Raw genomic sequence first — 19,977 nt, 5'->3', positions numbered from 1 at the left:
TCCTTATTCCGGTAGTAGTTCCCGTTCCAAGTTTTGCCGTTTTACTGGCTTTCTCTTAGTATAGCGGATTAGCCGAATGGCGTTCAAAATAACGAGCAGGACGCTTAATTCGTGAATTAACATACCGGAAGCGAGGAACACTTTGCCGAGCAGCACGCCAGCGAGCAGCAATGCGACTGTGCCGACTGCGAAGAATGTGTTTTGTTTCATATTGCGGACAGTTGCTTTTGCGAGAGAAAAAGCATGTGAGAACTGGTCAAGACGGTCCGCCATGAGGACGACGTCAGCGGTTTCCATCGAAATGTCGGTACCGCCTTCACCCATTGCGAGGCCGATATCCGCAGTCGCGATTGCCGGAGCATCATTGATGCCGTCGCCTGCCATTGCTACGCGGTGTCCGGTGTCTTTCAGTTTTTGGATCATGGCAACTTTATCTTCTGGTAATAATTCAGCATGGACTTGGTCCAGTCTTAATTGTGCGCCGACAAGTTCCGCTGTATGTCGGTTGTCGCCTGTTAGCATGATGATTTGTTTCACACCGCTTGCCCGTAATTCGCGGAGCGCATCATTCGCTTCAGGACGAATCCGGTCCGCGATTGACAGAACTCCAGCAATCTTGCCGTTGATGCTTGCGAAGATTGCGGTGTTTCCAGCTTTCTCGCGATTAATGGCGTAGTCTTCAATTTCATTAGCAATTTGAATTCCTTCAGCGGTCATCAGTTTCCGATTGCCGATTGCGAGCAGTTTTCCTTCGATTGTTGCACGGATGCCGTTTCCTTTGATCACTTCAGTGTTTTCGGGTTCATTGCGCAGCTCTAGTCCTTGGCTTTTCGCTTCCTTGACGATTGTCTGGCCGAGGTGATGCTCTGAAATCATCTCGGCTTCCGCGACGAGACGAAGAAGATTCGTCTTATCAATACCGATTGCATGGATGTCTGTCACTTCAGGTTTCCCGCGTGTCAATGTGCCGGTCTTGTCAAAGACGACCGTATCGATTTTTGCGAGCTTTTCCATAATATCTCCGCCTTTAATCAAAACACCGTGGCGGGCGCCGTTCCCAATGCCTGCAACAATCGAAACAGGAGCCGAGATGACGAGAGCTCCGGGACAGGCGATGACGAGGAATGTGAGTGTCATTTCGATATTTCTTGTGAATAAATAAACGAGAACAGAAAGCACGACGATTGCAGGTGTGTAAATATTAGCGAAGCGGTCGAGGAATTTCTCTGTTTTCGATTGGGATTCCTGCGCTTCTTCCACAAGTTCGATGATGCGGGCGAATGTCGTGTCATCCCCGACACGCTCCGCAACTACTTCGATGAATCCGTTATCGACGATTGTCCCGCTGAAGACACGGTCGTCAACCGCTTTTGAAGCCGGGACGGATTCGCCTGTAATTGCCGCTTCGTTCAATGTCGCATTCCCTGTCACGATTCTGCCGTCGATGGCGACTTTTTCACCTGACCGGATGATGACGCGGTCGCCTTCTTCAACGTCGTCGACCGAAATTGTCATCGTTTCGCCGTCACGAACGACTGTCGCTTCGAGTGGAGCCATGTCAACAAGCGCTTTAAGCGAAGAACGAGTTTTTTCAAGCGTACGTGCTTCGAGATACGCACCGAATAAAAATAGGAAAGTCACTGCAGCGGATTCAACGTATTCTCCGATGAATAATGCACCTACGACAGCGATTGTCACGAGCAGTTCAATGCTGAATGCTTTCATTTTCAATGCTTTGAACGCTTTATAGGCGATCGGGATGCCGGCAAGGACGGTTGCTGTGATGAGCAAGATTTGCCGCCATTCATGGAATCCTGTTACATGAAGCCCGATTGCCGCTGCGAGCAATAGGCCAGTCGCGGCGGTAATCCGGGAAGTCTGTTTCGCATTCATTTTCCTTCACCCCTTTCATGAAACTTTTTGTGAAATGATCGGATAGCCGAGGCCAGAAACTGTTTTCGCAATCTGCTCAGCCTCGATTTTTTCTTCATCAAATTGCGCGCGTACTTTTCCGGAATTGAACATTACTTTCGCTTGCTCGACGCCGTCTAATTTCTTCAAAGCGCCTTCGATTTTCTTAATGCAAGATGGGCAAGTCAACGGCTCCAAGTTCAATACGATTTTCCTCATTTTCCTCTACCTCCATGTAGTTGTTTTGTTCTTCTTGACTACATCATAAGGCGTTTTCTGGAATGAAACCTTGACCCCCGTCAAGTTTTCGCTTTTTATACGGGGGAAAGTGCCTTATACTATAAGTGAACAAAGAGCTTTGCTAAGACCCTGGACTGAGCGCAGCGAGGGAGATTAAAGGCCGCCTTAATTTCTGCGAAAAACGCAGAAATATGGCAAATCGAACTCTTCGTGGTTCGATTCACTACATTTTCGAATAGAGAGGAAACGTGGGCATGGAACTTGTTTATAAAGGAAAGACGAAAGACGTTTATAAATTGGAAGACGGCAATGTTTTATTGACATTCAAAGATGATGTGACCGGGGAAGACGGCGTGTTCGATCCGGGCGCGAATACAGTAGGATTGACGATTGAAGGCGCGGGACAATCAGGCTTGCGTATGACGAAATTCTTTTTTGAGAAATTGGCAGTTAAAGAGATTCCGACACATTATATGGATGCGGATATTGAGAGCGCGACAATGACTGTGAAGCCGGCAACGGTATTCGGAAAAGGCTTGGAAGTCATTTGCCGTTTCCGTGCGGTCGGAAGTTTCTTGCGTCGGTATGGCGCTTATTGCGAAGAAGGACAACCGTTGGATGCATTTGTTGAAGTGACTATTAAAGACGACGACCGCAATGACCCGCCGATCACGAAAGATGCTTTAGCGCAGCTCGGCATTTTGACGGAGGACGAGTATACGGTTTTAGTGAAATTGACGAAGGAAATCTCTACGGTTGTGAAGGAGGAGCTTGCAGCGAAGGGGCTTGAACTTTACGACATCAAGCTTGAATTCGGACGGGATCCTGAAGGAAACATCATGCTGATCGATGAAATTTCCGGCGGCAATATGCGGGTTTATCAAGATGGTGTTTATGTAACGCCGCTTGATCTTGAGAAATTGGTGTTAGCTTAAATAGGCGAAACCGCCGTTCATTCCAAAGAGGGTAATGGGCGGCGGTTTTTTGTATGTACGGCTACTACAGGGAGTGATGCCGCGTTGCGGTCCACGCTCATAGGCCATGATCCGCGCTCATGGCCCTCTCATCCATACTCATAATTCAATCTTCGCTCAAACCGGGAAAAGTTACCATACATAAAATTCCTCCAACTGGGCATGCTTGGCAAGAGTAAATGTCGAGGAGGAATGTATGTGAACAAAAAAGTAGTCATCTTATTGCTAATGAGCGCCATTCTAGTCGTTGCGGGTTGTAGCAAGTCAAAGAAAACGATGCCTGTCAGCGGTGAACAGATGGAGACCATCATTACGCCTTTGTTGAATACGGAAGGAAATAAAATTGGTGAAGTCACATTGGTCCAAGAGACGGAAGGTGTGATGATCAATGTCGAGGCGAAAGATTTGAAACCCGGATTGCACGGCATTCATATCCACGAAACTGGAGTTTGCACAGCACCTGATTTCACGTCCGCTGGCGCGCATTTCAATCCGACCGGCAAAGAACACGGCTTTGACAATCCGAAAGGCTTCCATTTAGGAGATTTGCCGAATATTGAGGTCCCTGAAGATGGAAAAGTTACGATGAAAATGACGACGGGTGAAATTACATTAAAACCAGGGCAGGAAAACTCCATTTTGGATGGAGACGGCGTTGCACTGGTCATTCATTCAGATCCAGATGACTATAAGACGGATCCAGCTGGAAATTCCGGGGATCGCGTCGCTTGTGCGGCAATCACTTCAAAAAAAGCAAAGAAATAAATGAAACCGGCTCATCATAATGGGCCGGTTTTCACATTTACGGTTTTAAAATCACTTTTATACATTCATCCTCATGCTCATAAAAGTGGTGATAAGCATCTGCTGCTTTCTCAATCGGGACGACATGTGAAATGATTTCGGTCGGATTGAATTCGCCTTTAACAATTTTGTCAAATAGCATCGGCATATAATGGATGACTGGTGCTTGTCCCATTTTCAGCGTGATGTTCCGTTCAAACAAATTACCAAGTGGAAATAGATTGTACAATGAGCCATAAACACCTGTCAGGTGAATCGTCCCGAACTTGCGGACAGCTTGGTGACCGATTTCAAAAGCGCTCAATGTTCCGCCTTGCATCTTCAATTTTTGGCCCACCTTCTCCGCAATATTCTTTTTCCCATCCATTCCGACACAATCAATGACAATGTCAACGCCGCCACTTGTCAACTCTTTAAGATGCGCCCCCATATTGTCATAGTCATCGAAATTAAAGGCCTCCACCTTATTCATCTTCTCAGCATGTTTGAGCCGATAAGGGACATGGTCGATCGCTATAACGCGCTTCGCGCCCTTCATCCAGGCGAATTTCTGCGCCATCAATCCGACAGGTCCGCATCCGAGAACGGCCACAGTATCCCCTTTTTTCACGCCGGAATTTTCGACGCTCCAATAGGCAGTCGGTAGAACGTCCGATAAAAACAACAAAGCCTCGTCAGGAAGCTCGCAAGACTCCGGGACGACAAACGGGGTGAAATTGCCATAAGGAACCCGTAAATATTCTGCCTGTCCGCCGGGATAATCCCCGTATCGTTCAGTGAATCCGAAATAGCCACCCGTATCGACATGCGGATTTCGGTTAGAATGATCACATTGGCTCTCCATCTCATGCTCGCAATAAAAACATTGGCCGCATGAAATATTAAACGGGATGATTACACGATCCCCTTTTTTTACCTTCGTCACATTTGGACCGATTTCCTCGACAATTCCCATCGGTTCATGGCCGATGACATATCCTTTATGTGTCGGCAGTGCACCCAAATAGATATGCAAGTCGGATCCGCAAATGGCGGTAGACGTCACTTTGACGATAATATCATCGGGCTTCTCTATTTTTGGCGCTTCAACTTTCTTCACTTGAATGTCTTTCACACCTTGAAATGTTACAGCTTTCATCGAATCCCTCCTAATCTGTCCAGTTTATATTCCCCTGAATGAACAGATATAGTCCTCTAGGATTCATTTCAAATAGAAATTTTCCGTATAATACGGTTGTGACTTGTCATTGAACGCAACGCCGATGCCGAGGTGACTATAATCATCAACCAAAATATTATCCCGATGCCCTTTTGAATTCATCAGCCCTTCATGTGCAAAAATACTGCTCGACTGGCCGTATGCCAAATTCTCACCAGCTTTGCTGAACTTGATTTGATCCGCTTTCATCCGGTCGAAAGGCGACAATCCTTCTAAATTTTCGTGATTGAAATAATCATTGATGGCCATATCTAAACTATGCTTGCGGGCGGTTTCTGAAATCGCATCATCCCATCTTAAAATTGAGCGTCCATGCCGGACACGGGCGGCGTTCGTCAAATCGAAAAGCTGCTGCTCGAACCCGTTGCGCAGAGAGACATCCCCGCCTGCGTACATCCCGGATTTCCGATGTTCGAGTGCGGTCGTAATGAGCTGGACCGCAGTGACGGTCGTGTTCTGATGAACATCGTAAAACACATACATATACACATCTCCGACTTTAAATAGATCCATGCCCTCGCCATCTTGCAAAACGTAAATATTCAAACCTTTGCGGAGCTCTTTCAATGGTTCGCCATACGCTTTTCGGACTTCCGCTTTTTCGGTGCCATACTGGACACCGGCTTTTGAGGAAATGAGATCATCGTTCGTATAGATTGCATTCACCTTCCATTTTTCATCATATGAAATCATGACGTAATTCTGGTAATCCTCATGGTAGGTGAACCATTCCGTACCATACTCATTCAAAGAATGACTTTGCGGCTCGCCAAGCTCCGCCTTCACCTGTTCTTCTGTAGCGCCAAGTTCTATATTATGAATGGACATTGCGGAATTGTCGGGTGTTGCGAGTTTCGGCTTCGCGACCTTCTCCGGAATCAATCGTTCCATTTCTGATGATTTTGATGAGATGAAAAAGAATACTTTATCAGCTGTATTTTTAATAGAACTCATAGCTGACGTGACCGAATCATTCTCAAGTACGGTTTCAATCTTTTCATCTACCGGATTGAGAAAAGAAAGGTCGATATATTTCGAAACAGGCTCTTCCCATAAAGGTTTTGCAACATAGAGTGCAACGATGAAAATAATAAATAGGAAAATCCGCTTCACGGAAATCGCCTCCTTTCTACCATTGTACCCGCAGAAGGTGAGATAGATACAGTGGAAACCATTCATAGTTTGAGTACAAGTGGAAAGACGGTATACTGATAGAACAACAATGGAACGGAGCAGTGGAAATGAAATTATCGAAGAAAATGCAAAGTGCACAGCTGATGGAAAGGACCGCAGGATTATTCAAATGTCCGATTTGTTCTACGGGAATGGAAATGGTAGAACAGGCGAAGCTCGTTTGTGAGAACATGCACTCGTTTGACTTGGCGAAAAGCGGCTACGTCAATTTAGCGCCGCAAGCGCACACAACGAAATACGATAAATCGCTATTTGAAGCAAGGACAAAAGTGATGGCTAGCGGATTTTTCAAGCCTGTTCTGGACAAGCTTTCGTCTTTAGTCAATGATCATCTCGACGAAAGTGATGAGTCGGTGCTATTGGATGCGGGGTGCGGAGAAGGTACTCATTTAAAGGCCATTCATTCCCGCCTGTCAATGGAAACAGTCGGCATCGGCATCGGCATCGATCTTGCGAAGGAAGGAATTGCAGCCGCGTCGAAGGCTTACCCGGGTTTCATCTGGAGTGTTGCTGATTTGGCCGCGATGCCGTTTCAAGACGATGCGGTTGACGTCATCTTGAATGTTTTATCACCCGCGAATTATGCGGAATTCAACAGACTGCTGAAACAAGGCGGAATCGTAGTAAAAGTCGTGCCGGAAAGCGGGTATTTACAAGAGTTGCGGGAAGCTTTTTACAACGGGAAGCAGCAGAAAGAGGAAACAGATCCAGTGGAACGTTTCAGTGAACATTTTGATGATGTCAAGTCGGAGCGAGTGACGTATATGTTCACTTTACCGGATGGTTTGCTCGCACCATTGATTCGTATGACGCCACTTACTTGGGGTGCGAGTGAGGAACGGGTTCGGGAAGTGCAACAGGAAGGAATGAAGGGGATTTCGATTGATTTGCGGGTGATTGTTGGCGTGAGTCGTTGAAATAAGAGTTGTTAATAACCTTATTGTGAGTGTCAGGAATGTTGAATGATTGTGGATAACTTATTTTTAATTGTTAATAAAATGGATTACTATGTTTATAACTATGTTACTAATGTTGATAAGTTTCCTTTGTTTGTTGATAACTATCGGTGATAAATCGTTATGGAAGGAGAGATTGTGGATGTTTGGCGGACTGAGCGTAATCCCAAGTTGGTTTTATATATTAGCGATTGGTGTTGTTGTATTGCTCGTCATTATTATTGAATGGAAGACGCGATAGGGGGAAATTGAATTGTCAAAGAAAAAAGATAAGCGGGTGAAGCCGAAATTGTCGGCGGAGCATGCGTTAATGCGTCCCGCAGACATTTGGAGCCAGGATGGGTTTATTGCAAAAGCGAGCTTTCAAGGTGGGTCGATGTTAGGTGCAGATGGAGAGCGCATCGTGTTCGATGATTGCGTGTTCAAAGATATATCATTTGCGAACAGTGATTGGAAAGGTGTGGAATTCGTCGATGTTTTGTTCACGGCATGTGATTTTTCAAATGCGCAATTGGAAAATGCAATGTTCCACCGGTGCGAGATTATTAATTCGAAGTTGACCGGCGCTGATCTGGCGAATTCCAAATTGGGGCATTTACTTGTGAAAGAAAGTGATGTTCGCTATGCCAATTTCAATTTTTCGGGCATGAAAGAAGTGGAGTTCGCGGGTTGCAACTTGGTCGATAGCGATTTTTATGAATGCGATTTCAAACAAGTTCGTTTTGAAGAATGCAAGATGGACAATATCAATTTCTCGGAAACGGATTTGAATGGCGTCGATTTATCCAATAATACATATGATCGGATTGAAGTGACGTTGCCAAAGATTGCAGGCTGTATCGTGTCAAAGGAGCAGGCGGTCGGATTTGCGCGTGTGCTGGGCTTAACGGTGAAGGAAGAATAATGTTATACTGGAAAGACATTTGACAAAGAAAGTGTGGCAAAAACATGCTAACATTCGAACAAAAACAACAAATCATTGAGACATTCCCTGAATTGACGCGAAAAGAAGTGTCGATGAAACGGCTCAATTATCATTACGAGGACAGCTTGTATGAAAAGTCGGTTGTTGTGCAGCATTTACATCCGAACGGCAATGGGTTTGTTTACGTCGAAGGAATTCCGGGCTATGAGACGGATGATCGCGGACTTATCAACATCCGTGAAGCAACGGAAGATGAATTGAAGAAAACGATTCGCGATGCCATCCAAGCGCTTGCGACCGAAGAGGCGGAAGTGGAAGAAGAGTCGATTGAAGAATTGTGGATGAATGAGGAAGGGCAGAAACTCACTTTACTTGAGGAAGAGGGCTTTTTCAACATTTACCACGGCTACAATTTGGAAGAGGGCTTCGGCGATTATCAGGAAGCCGTCGACTATTTGAAAGAGGAGAAATTCAAACTAAGCAAGGGGTGACGCCGAATGAAGGGTAGGACACTTGTCATCGGGCTCGTCGTGTTCGTTCTAATTATAGTTGCGGTCATCTACTTTGCGATGACGGCGCAGTTTGAGAAAGATCAGCGGGAAGGCACGCAAGTAGAGATTATTGAGAAAAACTAAAACTGCCTGGACAAACGGGAAATCCGTTGTTCAGGCAGTTTTTTCATCCAGCTCCGGTCGGCAGCCTCTCGGGTCGTTTCGATCTTGAAAGAAAAGGCAAAGACCGCCTTTTTTTCAAGCCCTCCAACGCCTGTCGAGGCTAAACGCCGCCCTCCGCTTTTGTTGTCATCCAGCTCCGGTCGGCAGAGGCTCGGGTCATAAGTCAAAGCTGCTATGTGGCAAAGAGCGCCACTTCGCATCTTCGCCTTATGCCTGTCGCCTCTAAACGCCGCCCTTCGCTTTTGTTTAATGCCAATTTCCAGCCTTATATTTACCTTTTCTAAACGGCATCCACCAGTTCCATTTGCCGAATAACTTCATCAAACTCGGCACTAGCAATAAACGGATAATCGTCGCGTCAATGGCTACCGCGATTGCGATTCCAACACCGATTTGTTTCACCGGCATAACATCCGTGAACGCAAATGCACCAGTCAGAACAATCATGATCAGCGCGGCGGACGTAATGATTTTGCTTGTCGTCGCAAGTCCTTCCACCGTTGAATGATCATTATCGAATGTCTTCGCATACTCCTCCTGCATCCGCGAAATGAGGAACACTTCGTAGTCCATGCTCAATCCGAAGACGAGGCTAAAGACAATGACCGGAATAATAAGGGCAATCGTGCCTGGATGCAATCCGAGATGCCCATATTGGAAGATATAGACGAGAATTCCGAACGTCGCCGACAGCCCGACAATGTTCATCACAATTGCCTTTAGTGGAATCAAGATCGACCGGAATGCAATCATCAAAATAATAAATGTTGATAGAAGGATGATAGCTAGCACAAGCCCGATGTTATCGGCAATCTCATCGAAGATTTCCTGATTGAACTTCGGTTGCCCGCCGACGAGTAGGTTCCATTCTGTCTGATCCGACCAATCCCGCGCCCATTGCTGCGCCCCGTCGGATGTACCTTTTGCCTGGAGCGTTACAGGAATTAATAATTGATCATCCTTCACGAATGAATCAAGTACCGGTTCTAGCTGTGCCTTCATTTCTGGGACTTGCATGGCTTGTTCCCATTCATCGGCAGATTCGACGCCGCTAGTCGTAAAAATCGTCGTCAAACCATTCACTAAGGGATCATCCGACAACTCATCTTCCAATGCTTTCATCGCATTCAAACCATCCGCATCGGACCAACCGCCAACCCGTTCCGCGACAACATACACATTCGACTCATCACCAAGACCGAATGTATCATCCATTAATTCATAGGACGCACGTGTATCATAAGAGGCCGGCAATGAATCGATCTGTGGAATCGTCAAATCCATATTTTTCACAGGAATCACTGCGATGCCCAGTAAAATGAGCGCAACAATCGTAATTAGAATCGGCCGTTTAATGACTCCATTCGCGAATTGCCTCCAACGATCAGAGCCATTTTCCTTCACTTTCAGCACGCGTCCTTTATTCAAACGGTCACCGAGTGCTATTAAAACCGATGGCAATAAAGTAACCGAACTAAGCACCGCCATGCCGACAACAATCATCCCGCCAAGCGCAATATTCTGGAAGATTTCCACTTTAATAATGAACATTGCACCGAGACCGATGAACACACAAAATGCCGAAAAAATAACAGAACGTCCCGCCGTGCGAATCGTCGTCGCGACAGCTTCCAACACCTCGGTTTTCAAACGTTCCTCCCGATATCGGCTAATGAAAAGTAAAGAAAAGTCGATACTCAAGGCAAGCCCTAGCATCGGCACAATATTCAACACGAAAATCGATAAATCGGTTTGCCCACCGACCAGGGCCAAAACTCCAAGCGCAGAAATGACCGTCGCCACACCGACAAGTAACGGTACAACCGAAGCAACGACAGACCCGAATGCAAATAAGAGAACGATGATCGCAATAGGCAACCCGATCGCCTCCGCCTTCACTAAATCACGCTGGCTTGCGGTATTAATATCTTTTGTAATGGCGGATTGTCCCGTCAATACAATTCCTTTTTCGTCACCAATCGCATCACGAATATCCGATACAACTTCAGACATATCCTTCCCGTTCTCCTCAAAATGCAGCAAAGCGTAGGATACATCTTTCGTGTACTGTTCCTCATGATCAAGCGGTGAAACGATTTCTGAAGTAAGGCCAAGCTTCTCAATCTTCGCCAACGTGGAAGCAATTGTTTCATCGTCAGCCTTGTCAAAAACCACAAACATCGTTTCCGCCGGCAAATCAAATTTCTCCGATGCAATCTTCATCACTTGTTCATGCTCCGCATCCATCCTGAAGCCGTCACCTTCCAGTAATCCGGGCAGGCGGATTGCAAAAACGGCCATGACAATGAATATAACAATCCAAGCAATGATAATCGCTTTATAACCTTTTGTAACAAAGCGCGCAAGTGTGCGCATAGCATCGACCTCCCAATGAATCTCCATCTATTCTCTTATCATAACGAAGATGCATAGGATTGTCCTTTTCGAAGTGATGGTTTTGAAGAATCGCGTCATAGGGAGTGAAATGGGTTCCTAGGCGAGTTTACCGCGTCCAACGCACTCAAGGATGTGATGGACGCGCTCAAAGAATCGGGTGCCGCGCTCAAAGAATCGGGTGCCGCGCTCAAGGAATCGGGTTTCGCGCTCAAGGAATCGGGTTTCGCGCTCAAGGAATCGGGTTTCGCGCTCAAGGAATCGGGTCCCGTGCTCAAGGAATCGGGTGCCGCGCTCAAGGAAGCCGGTCCCGCGCTCAAGGAATCGGGTATCTCGCTCAAGGAAGCGGATGCCGCGCTCAAGGAATCGGGTATCTCGCTCAAGGAATCGGGCCCCGCGCTCAAGGAAGTGAGATCCGCGCTCAAGAAAGCGATACCCACGCTCAAACAAGCGTCCATCGCCCTCAAATCCTTTCACAAAATGAAAAAAACCACTCCCCGAAGGAAGTGGTTTTGAAGGGTTAATTCAAATTAGTTTTTTTCAACGTTTGTTGCTTGAAGTCCGCGTTGACCTTGTTCGATTTCGAAAGTCACGTCTTGGCCTTCTTCAAGAGTCTTGAAGCCATCACCTTGGATAGCTGAGAAGTGTACGAATACATCGTCGCCATCTTCACGTTCGATGAAGCCATAACCTTTTTCTGCGTTAAACCATTTTACTTTACCTTGTTCCATGTTTGTTTCCTCCTCGTGTGCCAGGCACACTTGTGTTACTATCCTTGCTCAAGTCTTGAAGCGGTCAAACATAACTGTGACCATCATGCCGAACAAAAATAATTCTCCTTTATCATAACAGAGCCTGTTTGGCAATGCAAGTGAAAGAATTTATTTAGAAGAACAAATTCAAAAATTGATAAATAATCGCAGCCATCGTTGCGGAGATCGGCAAAGTGATGACCCATGTGATGACAATTTTTTTGGCGACTCCCCATTTTACGCCTTTGACGCGTTGCGCAGATCCGACCCCCATGATGGAAGACGAGATGACATGAGTCGTGCTGACTGGCAAGTGAATAAGCGTCGCGCCAAAAATGATTGCGGCGGAGCTCAAATCAGCTGCAATCCCATTGACGGGCCGTATTTTCATAATTTTACCGCCGACTGTCTTAATAATTTTATAACCGCCAATTGATGTCCCAAGACCCATCGCAGTAGCTGCGGCAATCCGGACCCACAGTTGGATGTCATCGCTTGTTTGCAATTCTGCAGCAATTAAAGCCATCGTTATGATACCCATCGCTTTTTGGGCATCGTTTGTACCATGTGTGAACGATTGCAATGCGGCGGTTCCGATTTGCATGTAACGAATCCGTTTATTCGCTTTGAAGAGATTTCGATTTTTTAAAATCACCTTAAATAGCGACATGACGAGAAACCCGCCCGCGATAGCGATGAATGGCGAAAGGATGAGCGCTTCCATAATTTTAAGGAACCCGCCATAATTCAATATGCCGAACCCTGCCGCGGAAATGGCTGCGCCCGCAATCGAGCCGATCAGCGCATGTGATGAACTGGACGGAATGCCGTAATACCATGTGATCAAGTTCCAGGCTATGGCGGAAAGAAGAGCCGCTAAAATAACGACAGAGCCTTTGTCCAACATGAAAGGATCGACAATATCCTTGGAAATCGTCTTTGCAACGCCCGTGAATGTCAATGCGCCAAGGAAGTTCATCGCTGCTGCCATGTAAACAGCGGTCCGCGGCTTCAATGCACGTGTCGAAACTGATGTTGCAATCGCATTGGCCGTGTCATGAAATCCGTTAATGAAGTCAAATGCCAAGGCAAAAACAACGACTCCTATAGTGAGAACTAATACCGTGTCCATAAATTTACCCCTTACGCGTTGCGCATGATGATTGTTTCGAGTGTGTTTGCGACATCTTGGCAATGGTCAGCGATATCTTCGAGTAATTCATAAATGTCTTTGAACTGAATGATGCGAATCGGATCTTTTTCACGCAAGAACAGTTGCTTGATCGATGTACGAAGCACTTCATCGCAAATCCGTTCATATTCCTTAATTAAAACAGCGTGGTCTCGCATTTGAACGAGTTTCTTTTTCGATAACAGTCCCATTGCTTTCACGATTTCATCAGAACTTTTCACGATATTGTCCATGAACTTCTGTACATATTCATCGATATCCGTGAGCGAGAACATTTCAAGGTTTGCTGAGAAATGTTCAATGCCATCCAAAATGTCATCCATTTTAATGGCTAATTGTAAAATATCCTCCCGTTCAATCGGTGTCATGAAAGAGATGTTAAGCTTCGCAATGAGATCATGGATCATGTCGTCTCCCTGCGTCTCATATTCCTTTAACTTGATACTAACCTCTTTTAAGTCCGCAACGGACGTCACTTTAAAATCATTTGCATAATGCATCGCTTTTTGTACATGCTCGGCAATCTCCAAAAGAGCTGCGAAAAAAGGATCTGTTTTTCGTGGACTGAACATCTTTAAGCCTCCATCCGTTTCCGGAATCATTTTATAGTATTCCTATCATAGCAAAAAACATTTAAAATAAGTACAAATTTAGACACAGTTCGTCATGGAAAAGTGACAAATTTTTATCGTTTTTAGTTGGTTAAGAAGAAAACTGCCGATATGAAAAGCTTGAATTTATTTCAAAGAATATTGAAACTTTGTTCCTGGCCGTCCGTATATATAGTAGAATTCAATTAGGAGTTGGGGGTGAGAGGATGGAATTGTTCGGAATGCCGGTTCTCAATGTATATTTGACGGTGCTTATCATCGCGGGATTGGCGACTATTTTGTACTTATTTTTTAGTGATATTGCTGAGGGCGTCGGTGAAGCAAGCCCGCTACTAGATCCAGCTGTCATCCTTGCGTTCATTACATTCACGTCTGCAGTCGGTTATATTTTGGAATTGTCAACGGGATGGAACCATATGCTGATCTTGATAATTGCACTAGCCACGGCAGTCGGATTGGACTTCCTTCTATATTTCTTCGTGCTCCTTCCATTGAAATCTGCGGAAGTGTCACTTGCTTACACAGACGAATCGCTCACAGGTCAAGTTGGCAAAGTGATCGTTCCAGTACCGGTTGACGGCTTTGGTGAAATTGTCATTGAAACGGTAAACGGCATCATTTCGAAAAGGGCTGCCGGATACGAAAATAAGCCGATCGATTACGGAAAAGAGGTTCTAATCATTGAAGTGAAAGAAGGAACGTTCATCGTTAAGGAGTATGAGCCTTTCCGCTTCAAATGAATCAATAAAATTAATTAAGGGGGAATCAGAATGCCAGGAACACTCATCATTATTGGTATTGTTGTGTTCATCCTGCTTGCTGTCATACTCGTCTACATTTCGAAGTATAAGACAGTCGGTCCGGATGAAGCGCTAATCGTCACAGGAAGTTATTTAGGATCAAAAAACGTACATACGGATGACTCGGGCAACCGAATCAAAATCATCCGTGGCGGAGGTACTTTCGTCTTCCCGGTGTTCCAGCAATCAGAGCCGCTCAGCTTGCTTTCAAGCAAATTGGAAGTAACGACGCCTGAAGTGTACACGGAACAAGGTGTTCCCGTCATGGCCGACGGAACCGCCATCATTAAAATTGGAGGATCGATTTCTGAAATCGCGACAGCAGCGGAGCAGTTTCTAGGGAAATCGAAAGCCGACCGCGAAAATGAAGCGAAAGAAGTGCTGGAAGGGCATTTGCGCTCCATTCTAGGATCCATGACAGTTGAAGAGATTTATAAGAATCGTGATAAGTTCTCCCAGGAAGTGCAACGTGTCGCTTCGCAGGATCTCGCTAAAATGGGCCTTGTCATCGTTTCATTCACAATTAAAGATGTTCGCGATAAAAATGGATACTTGGATTCACTCGGTAAACCGCGTATCGCCCAAGTGAAACGCGACGCCGACATTGCAACAGTTGAAGCTGAAAAAGAAACACGTATTAAGAATGCCGAAGCATCGAAGGAAGCGCAAAAAGCGGAAATCGAACGTGCGACGGAAATTGCGGAAGCGGAAAAGGAAAATCAGTTGAAAGTCGCTGACTACCGTCGCGAGCAAGATATCGCAAAAGCGCGCGCCGACCAAGCATATGAACTTGAATCCGCGCGTGCGAAGCAGGAAGTTACAGAGCAAGAGATGCAAGTCCGCATCATCGAGCGTCAAAAGCAGATCGAGTTGGAAGAGAAAGAGATTTTGCGTCGAGAAAAGCAATATGACTCTGAAGTTAAGAAGAAAGCCGACGCGGATCGTTATGCGATTGAGCAAAACGCGGCAGCGGATAAGTCCCGCCAAATGGCAGAAGCGGAAGCAGAGAAATACCGTATTGAAGCTAGAGCGGCAGCGGAAGCTGAAAAAATCCGTCTTGACGGTTTAGCAAAAGCCGATGCGCAGCGTGCGCAAGGTGAATCGGAAGCAGACGTCATCCGCCTAAAAGGTCTCGCGGAAGCCGAAGCGAAACGCAAAATTGCAGAAGCGTTCGAACAATACGGGCAGGCAGCTGTGCTTGACATGATCGTCAAAATGATTCCTGAATACGCGAAACAAATCGCTAGCCCGCTTTCGAATATCGATAAGATTACGGTTGTCGATACAGGTGGCGGTGAAGGTGGAGGCGGTGCCAATAAAGTGACATCGTACGCAACGAACCTAATGTCCACATTGCAAGAATCATTGAAAGCTTCGTCAGGCATCGACGTGAAGGAAATGATGGAAAGCTACGTCGGAAAAAACAATCTCCGACCAAGCATCGACAACTTGGTGGAAGAAATGCGCTCCAGCAAACCGGTAGCTGTTAAACCGGTTGAAGAAGAATAAAGAATGCACTGAAAACACCCGAACCGCCTAGCGGTCGGGTGTTTTCTATGTGTTCACTAGATTAAGCTTAAGGAATTTTTCCGCGCTCAAGGAAGTGCGTCTCGCGCTCAAGGAAGTGCGTCTCGCGCTCAAGGAAGTGCGTCTCGCGCTCAAGGAAGTGCTTCCCGCGCTCAAGAAAGTTCCTCCTATGCTTATGGAAATGCCTTCCACAAACAAAGATTCTTCTATTTCGCCCCACTATATATGAAATCGGTGTTCCTCAAGAAAAACTCCTATCTTAAAACGAAAAAAGTATGGATTCCAAGAAATTGAATTAGATTACGCTTTTTCCATACTTAATTAAATTATCTGCTGGAAAACAGCAACATAATCAAATTATTGTCCATTTGGTAAAACTTATGTGAACTGTTACAATGCACTCGAGGTGATGGGAATGCTATACAAAAAACGGAATGAACCACTGTCGTTGCTAGGTTTACAATCACTAATCAATAGACTATCAACTAACCATAAGCACTATGCAAGAATCGAAGAGGATTTAAGAAAAAGGAAAGCAGGTTTTAGTGGAGAAACTAATTTTGATAGGCATATTTTGGAGTTCCGCCCAACGTATCCAATAGGTTTATTACACGATCTATGCCTAATTTATAAAGGTATTTACTTTCAAATGGACTCCCTATTAATTAAACCCGACGGCATCATAATATTCGAAGTTAAAAACTTGGCAGGAAAAATAACGGTTAAAGCAAAACCAACACAATTTATTCAAGAAAATAAGGAAGGGAGAAGAATTATTCAAAGTCCAATTACTGAATTGGAACGTAAAAAGATATTATTGGATGGATGGCTAAATGAGCGTGGAATGACACTTCCTATTAAGGGAATCATCGGCCTTGCGTATACTAATGAATTATATATTGAAGACGAAAGCAGCACAGAGATTTCATTCAATCAAGAAATTCCAATTAGACTATACAATATCCCTGTTGAACAGGAATTATTAAGCCATAGTCAAATCCGTGAAATCGCACATGACATGGCAAACTCACATCAAGAGTACAATCCATTCCCTTTAACAAAAACGATGGGGATAGCCCCAGAAGATATAATGCCAGGAGTCATTTGCCCAAACTGTCAATATAGGGGAATGAAATGGCACCTGAAAAAATGGAATTGCCTCGAATGTACTCACTTTTCTTCTGATAGTCATCATGATTTATTGACTGATTGGTTTTATCTTATGGACAACAAGATCACCAATCGTCAATTCCGTTCATTTTCAAAAATCGGAGACCGCTCTGTTGCAAAAAGATTATTAATTAAATCGGGTTTAAACATGAAAGGAAAACGCAGCACCTCCTTCTATACAAGGTGACAAATCCTTCAACAGCAATAAATCGTTTGTGAGAATCGCGCAATAGAGACCATGATACAGAATTTACATTCCCCGCATACCCAATGGTGTCTCGTGCTCAAAGAAGGTCGCCCCGCGCTCAAGGAAGTACTCCCCGCGCTCAAAGAAGTGCTTCCCGCGCCCAAGGAAGTGCCTCCCGCGCTCAAGAAAGTGATTTCCGCGCTCAAGGAAATGCTTCCCGCGCTCAAGGAAGTGCCTCCCGCGCTCAAGGAAGTGCTTCCCGCGCTCAAAGAAGTGCGCCCCGCGCTCAAGGAATTCCGCCCCGCGCTCAAGGAAATGCTTCCCGCGCTCAAGAAAGTGCGCTCCGCGCTCAAGAAAGTGCCACCCGCACTCAAAAATCACAACATCTTAAGAATTTCTTCATTATTCCCCTCACTCTCCCTTAAGATTCTCCCCGTACAATGGGGAATAGTTAAGGAGTTGGAGGGAAATTTATGATACAGGTTCAAGAGTTATCGCATTCATTCAAGATTGGCAAGAAAGGCAAGGAAAGACAAGTGCCGGTTTTAAAGGGGTTGTCTTTTTCAATTCAAGAAGGTGAAATTGTGTCGATTGTCGGGCGTAGCGGGTCGGGGAAATCTACGCTGTTGCATATATTGGCGGGCTTCCTAAAACCAGACACGGGAATTATTGAGATCGACAACGTCCGCACATCTGTATTCAACGAGACGGAGAGTGCAAAATATCGTCTGGCGCATTTCGGTTTCATCTTTCAAAATTTCCAGCTGATGCCGGGTCTTACGGTTTTCGAAAATATTGAGTTGCCTTTGAAGCTTAGTGGAGTGATGGAGAAGGAGCGCCGGCAAAAAGTTCAGGAACTGTTGCAACTTGTCGGTCTGACTGAGGTGCAGGATCATTATCCGAATGAGTTGTCGGGAGGACAACAGCAACGGGTCAGTATCGCACGTGCACTAATAACCGATCCGCCGATTATTTTTGCGGATGAGCCGACAGGTAGTCTTGATTCTGAAACGGAGCAAGACATTTTATTGCTCATTCAATCGTTGAACAGGTCGCGAGGCATTACGTTTGTCATTATAACGCACGACGATACGGTCGCGGAGACCGCGCACAGGATATATCGGATGCATGATGGAGAATTGATTGAAGGAGGCGCAAGTCATGCGATTTAAAGACCAGATCGATTTTGTCAGACAGCATATTCGAAAGAATAAACTTCGCGTTTTCATGACGATCCTGGCCGCAACGATGGGGACAGCTTTTCTTATTGTACTAGCGTCCGTAGGGTTCGGCATTCAAGATACAATTCGCGACGAAATGTTGAGCAATCGCTTAATTACGGAGATTGATGTGTTTTCAGGTGATATGGATGCTCCGACAATTGAAGGATTGAAGCAACGGGAGCATGTGAAGGCGGTAGTGAACCGGCAGTCGGTAAGCATTCGTCAGGAAACGGGCATGAATGGCTACATAGGCGGGCAAAGCTTAATCGTTACTGATTTTGGTGAAGAGGCGAAAGTGGAATTCGCACTAAAAGAAGGCCGTCTCCCGCAAAATGAGCATGAAGTTGTGGTTGGCAGCCATTTTGCGGAAGGAATGATTGACCCTGAAAAATTAGATGCAGAAGGGGAACCTGTAACATACAATGGAAAACTTTTAGGTGAGGAATTTACATATAAGTTTGGCTTATATGAGAATGACGAGCTGTTCGAAGAAGAAATTCCATTGACGATCGTTGGGATCGCGAAGGAGCCGTCAAAAGATTGGGTGCACGACATGAAAGTCTATGGGGATGCATCGATCATGCCGAAGGTGAAACAAATTTTCATTTCCAATGTGGAAGATGCAGAAGTGACAGATTTATTTTACAGTGATGTAAAAATGTACGCTGATAATCTGGAAAATGTGAAGTCCGTCAGCGAGGCGATGAAAGAGGATGGATTTGATGTCTATTCGATTTCTGATGAATTAGAGCGAATGGATGTATTTTTCCTTGTGTTGAAAGCGGGACTCATCTTTGTCGGCACAATTGCTATTTTAATCGCTTCGATCGGCATATTTAACACGATGACAATGGCGGTAACTGAGCGTACAAGGGAAATCGGTGTTATGAAAGCCATTGGGGCAAGCCCGAAATTGATACAACGATTATTCCTAATGGAAAGCGCATGGATTGGCATCATTGGTACATTCATTGCAATTGTTCTATCGTACGGAATTAGCTATATTGCGAATTTACTATTGCCGATTATCGTGGCGAGTGCATTAGGTGAAGAGGATTTAGGAAGTTTAAGCGTGACATTCTCCATTATTCCTTGGCAACTTGTCCTTATCGCATCGGTCATCAGCATTACAGTTGCAATGATCTCGGGATGGCGTCCAGCACGTAAAGCAACGAAGATAGACGTTATCCAAGCGTTAAGACAAGAGTTATAAGAAATCCACCT

General features: G+C 45.4%; 21 protein-coding genes. 13 read left to right on the top strand and 8 right to left on the bottom strand.

The window, feature by feature from the left end:
* Positions 1-3 precede the first annotated feature (3 nt).
* Both SLU01_RS08430 and SLU01_RS08425 read right to left on the bottom strand, forming a co-directional pair.
* The gene (locus SLU01_RS08430; RefSeq protein ID WP_147057245.1) at positions 4-1,893 is read right to left on the bottom strand and encodes a heavy metal translocating P-type ATPase; all 1,890 of its coding nucleotides are present in this window, start codon (positions 1,891-1,893) and stop codon (positions 4-6) included.
* A 15-nt stretch (positions 1,894-1,908) separates the two neighbouring features.
* Positions 1,909-2,130: a heavy-metal-associated domain-containing protein gene (locus tag SLU01_RS08425; RefSeq protein ID WP_147057244.1), complete on the bottom strand. Its 222-nt coding sequence runs from the start codon at positions 2,128-2,130 to the stop codon at positions 1,909-1,911.
* 275 nt (positions 2,131-2,405) lie between these two features.
* On the opposite strand from SLU01_RS08425, the gene SLU01_RS08420 reads away from it, so the two are divergent.
* Both SLU01_RS08420 and SLU01_RS08415 read left to right on the top strand, forming a co-directional pair.
* Positions 2,406-3,086 (top strand): phosphoribosylaminoimidazolesuccinocarboxamide synthase, encoded by a 681-nt coding sequence (locus SLU01_RS08420; protein WP_147057242.1) that lies wholly within the window; start codon positions 2,406-2,408, stop codon positions 3,084-3,086.
* Between the two features lie 237 nt (positions 3,087-3,323).
* A complete protein-coding gene (locus SLU01_RS08415) occupies positions 3,324-3,890 on the top strand; it encodes a superoxide dismutase family protein (RefSeq protein ID WP_246110932.1) in 567 nt (188 codons plus the stop codon).
* A 37-nt stretch (positions 3,891-3,927) separates the two neighbouring features.
* Here the strand turns inward: SLU01_RS08415 and SLU01_RS08410 are convergent, their stop codons facing one another.
* Together SLU01_RS08410 and SLU01_RS08405 are read right to left on the bottom strand one after the other, a co-directional pair.
* The gene (locus tag SLU01_RS08410) at positions 3,928-5,067 is read right to left on the bottom strand and encodes a zinc-dependent alcohol dehydrogenase (protein ID WP_147057239.1); all 1,140 of its coding nucleotides are present in this window, start codon (positions 5,065-5,067) and stop codon (positions 3,928-3,930) included.
* A gap of 63 nt (positions 5,068-5,130) precedes the next feature.
* Positions 5,131-6,261, bottom strand: a complete 1,131-nt coding sequence (locus SLU01_RS08405; RefSeq protein WP_246110931.1) for a CAP domain-containing protein — start codon at positions 6,259-6,261, stop codon at positions 5,131-5,133.
* A 128-nt stretch (positions 6,262-6,389) separates the two neighbouring features.
* Between SLU01_RS08405 and SLU01_RS08400 the strand changes: the two genes are divergently transcribed.
* The 4 genes from SLU01_RS08400 (at position 6,390) to SLU01_RS17945 (ending at position 8,858) form a co-directional block, all read left to right on the top strand.
* Positions 6,390-7,259, top strand: a complete 870-nt coding sequence (locus tag SLU01_RS08400) for a putative RNA methyltransferase (RefSeq protein WP_147057235.1) — start codon at positions 6,390-6,392, stop codon at positions 7,257-7,259.
* Positions 7,260-7,551: 292 nt separating this feature from the next.
* Positions 7,552-8,202, top strand: coding sequence for a pentapeptide repeat-containing protein (locus SLU01_RS08395; RefSeq protein ID WP_147057233.1), 651 nt, complete (start codon positions 7,552-7,554; stop codon positions 8,200-8,202).
* A 44-nt stretch (positions 8,203-8,246) separates the two neighbouring features.
* The gene (locus SLU01_RS08390) at positions 8,247-8,714 is read left to right on the top strand and encodes a hypothetical protein (protein ID WP_147057231.1); all 468 of its coding nucleotides are present in this window, start codon (positions 8,247-8,249) and stop codon (positions 8,712-8,714) included.
* 6 nt (positions 8,715-8,720) lie between these two features.
* The gene (locus SLU01_RS17945; protein WP_170232640.1) at positions 8,721-8,858 is read left to right on the top strand and encodes a hypothetical protein; all 138 of its coding nucleotides are present in this window, start codon (positions 8,721-8,723) and stop codon (positions 8,856-8,858) included.
* A gap of 285 nt (positions 8,859-9,143) precedes the next feature.
* Here SLU01_RS17945 and SLU01_RS08380 read toward each other — a convergent pair whose 3' ends face one another.
* Positions 9,144-11,273 (bottom strand): MMPL family transporter, encoded by a 2,130-nt coding sequence (locus SLU01_RS08380; RefSeq protein WP_147057227.1) that lies wholly within the window; start codon positions 11,271-11,273, stop codon positions 9,144-9,146.
* Positions 11,274-11,429: 156 nt separating this feature from the next.
* Here SLU01_RS08380 and SLU01_RS17940 point away from each other — a divergent pair, with 156 nt between their 5' ends.
* Entirely contained in the window at positions 11,430-11,807 is a 378-nt protein-coding gene (locus SLU01_RS17940; protein WP_170232639.1) for a hypothetical protein, read from the top strand.
* 14 nt (positions 11,808-11,821) lie between these two features.
* Here the strand turns inward: SLU01_RS17940 and SLU01_RS08370 are convergent, their stop codons facing one another.
* From SLU01_RS08370 to SLU01_RS08360, 3 genes are all read right to left on the bottom strand, one after another.
* Positions 11,822-12,022, bottom strand: a complete 201-nt coding sequence (locus SLU01_RS08370) for a cold-shock protein (protein WP_060205704.1) — start codon at positions 12,020-12,022, stop codon at positions 11,822-11,824.
* Between the two features lie 154 nt (positions 12,023-12,176).
* On the bottom strand, positions 12,177-13,175 hold the full coding sequence (locus SLU01_RS08365; protein ID WP_147057225.1) for an inorganic phosphate transporter: 999 nt from the start codon (positions 13,173-13,175) through the stop codon (positions 12,177-12,179).
* Positions 13,176-13,186: 11 nt separating this feature from the next.
* The gene (locus SLU01_RS08360) at positions 13,187-13,807 is read right to left on the bottom strand and encodes a DUF47 domain-containing protein (protein ID WP_147057223.1); all 621 of its coding nucleotides are present in this window, start codon (positions 13,805-13,807) and stop codon (positions 13,187-13,189) included.
* 245 nt (positions 13,808-14,052) lie between these two features.
* Here SLU01_RS08360 and SLU01_RS08355 point away from each other — a divergent pair, with 245 nt between their 5' ends.
* The 6 genes from SLU01_RS08355 (at position 14,053) to SLU01_RS08325 (ending at position 19,966) form a co-directional block, all read left to right on the top strand.
* Positions 14,053-14,586 carry an NfeD family membrane protein gene (locus SLU01_RS08355; protein WP_174842633.1) on the top strand — a complete coding sequence of 178 codons (534 nt, stop codon included), beginning with the start codon at positions 14,053-14,055 and terminating at the stop codon, positions 14,584-14,586.
* 30 nt (positions 14,587-14,616) lie between these two features.
* Complete coding sequence (floT, locus tag SLU01_RS08350; protein ID WP_147057221.1) at positions 14,617-16,155, top strand: flotillin lipid rafts scaffold protein FloT; 1,539 nt, start codon at positions 14,617-14,619, stop codon at positions 16,153-16,155.
* A gap of 433 nt (positions 16,156-16,588) precedes the next feature.
* Complete coding sequence (locus SLU01_RS08340) at positions 16,589-17,530, top strand: nuclease-related domain-containing protein (protein WP_170232638.1); 942 nt, start codon at positions 16,589-16,591, stop codon at positions 17,528-17,530.
* A gap of 93 nt (positions 17,531-17,623) precedes the next feature.
* Positions 17,624-18,007 carry a hypothetical protein gene (locus SLU01_RS08335; RefSeq protein WP_170232637.1) on the top strand — a complete coding sequence of 128 codons (384 nt, stop codon included), beginning with the start codon at positions 17,624-17,626 and terminating at the stop codon, positions 18,005-18,007.
* A complete protein-coding gene (locus SLU01_RS08330) occupies positions 18,004-18,702 on the top strand; it encodes an ABC transporter ATP-binding protein (protein WP_147057213.1) in 699 nt (232 codons plus the stop codon). Before SLU01_RS08335 ends, SLU01_RS08330 begins: the two co-directional genes overlap by 4 nt.
* Complete coding sequence (locus SLU01_RS08325; protein ID WP_147057211.1) at positions 18,692-19,966, top strand: ABC transporter permease; 1,275 nt, start codon at positions 18,692-18,694, stop codon at positions 19,964-19,966. Before SLU01_RS08330 ends, SLU01_RS08325 begins: the two co-directional genes overlap by 11 nt.
* Positions 19,967-19,977: the final 11 nt, after the last annotated feature.

Origin of the sequence: Sporosarcina luteola (assembly GCF_007991495.1) — a bacterium.
Taxonomy (GTDB): Bacteria; Bacillota; Bacilli; order Bacillales_A; family Planococcaceae; genus Sporosarcina; species Sporosarcina luteola.
The sequence above is the reverse complement of the archived record's forward strand: the minus strand, read 5'-3'. Positions and strand labels throughout refer to the sequence as shown.

Excerpts from the sequence above, each read along its gene's own strand:
- SLU01_RS08425 (WP_147057244.1), bottom strand. The coding sequence starts at position 2,130 with ATGAGGAAAATCGTATTGAACTTGGAGCCGTTGACTTGCCCATCTTGC.
- SLU01_RS08410 (WP_147057239.1), bottom strand. The coding sequence starts at position 5,067 with ATGAAAGCTGTAACATTTCAAGGTGTGAAAGACATTCAAGTGAAGAAA.
- SLU01_RS08330 (WP_147057213.1), top strand. The coding sequence starts at position 18,004 with ATGATACAGGTTCAAGAGTTATCGCATTCATTCAAGATTGGCAAGAAA.
- SLU01_RS08325 (WP_147057211.1), top strand. The coding sequence starts at position 18,692 with ATGCGATTTAAAGACCAGATCGATTTTGTCAGACAGCATATTCGAAAG.
- SLU01_RS08430 (WP_147057245.1), bottom strand. The coding sequence starts at position 1,893 with ATGAATGCGAAACAGACTTCCCGGATTACCGCCGCGACTGGCCTATTG.
- SLU01_RS08355 (WP_174842633.1), top strand. The coding sequence starts at position 14,053 with ATGGAATTGTTCGGAATGCCGGTTCTCAATGTATATTTGACGGTGCTT.
- SLU01_RS08390 (WP_147057231.1), top strand. The coding sequence starts at position 8,247 with ATGCTAACATTCGAACAAAAACAACAAATCATTGAGACATTCCCTGAA.
- SLU01_RS08400 (WP_147057235.1), top strand. The coding sequence starts at position 6,390 with ATGAAATTATCGAAGAAAATGCAAAGTGCACAGCTGATGGAAAGGACC.
- SLU01_RS08365 (WP_147057225.1), bottom strand. The coding sequence starts at position 13,175 with ATGGACACGGTATTAGTTCTCACTATAGGAGTCGTTGTTTTTGCCTTG.
- SLU01_RS08340 (WP_170232638.1), top strand. The coding sequence starts at position 16,589 with ATGCTATACAAAAAACGGAATGAACCACTGTCGTTGCTAGGTTTACAA.
- SLU01_RS17945 (WP_170232640.1), top strand. The coding sequence starts at position 8,721 with ATGAAGGGTAGGACACTTGTCATCGGGCTCGTCGTGTTCGTTCTAATT.
- SLU01_RS08380 (WP_147057227.1), bottom strand. The coding sequence starts at position 11,273 with ATGCGCACACTTGCGCGCTTTGTTACAAAAGGTTATAAAGCGATTATC.
- floT (WP_147057221.1), top strand. The coding sequence starts at position 14,617 with ATGCCAGGAACACTCATCATTATTGGTATTGTTGTGTTCATCCTGCTT.
- SLU01_RS08360 (WP_147057223.1), bottom strand. The coding sequence starts at position 13,807 with ATGTTCAGTCCACGAAAAACAGATCCTTTTTTCGCAGCTCTTTTGGAG.
- SLU01_RS08420 (WP_147057242.1), top strand. The coding sequence starts at position 2,406 with ATGGAACTTGTTTATAAAGGAAAGACGAAAGACGTTTATAAATTGGAA.
- SLU01_RS08370 (WP_060205704.1), bottom strand. The coding sequence starts at position 12,022 with ATGGAACAAGGTAAAGTAAAATGGTTTAACGCAGAAAAAGGTTATGGC.
- SLU01_RS17940 (WP_170232639.1), top strand. The coding sequence starts at position 11,430 with ATGGACGCGCTCAAAGAATCGGGTGCCGCGCTCAAAGAATCGGGTGCC.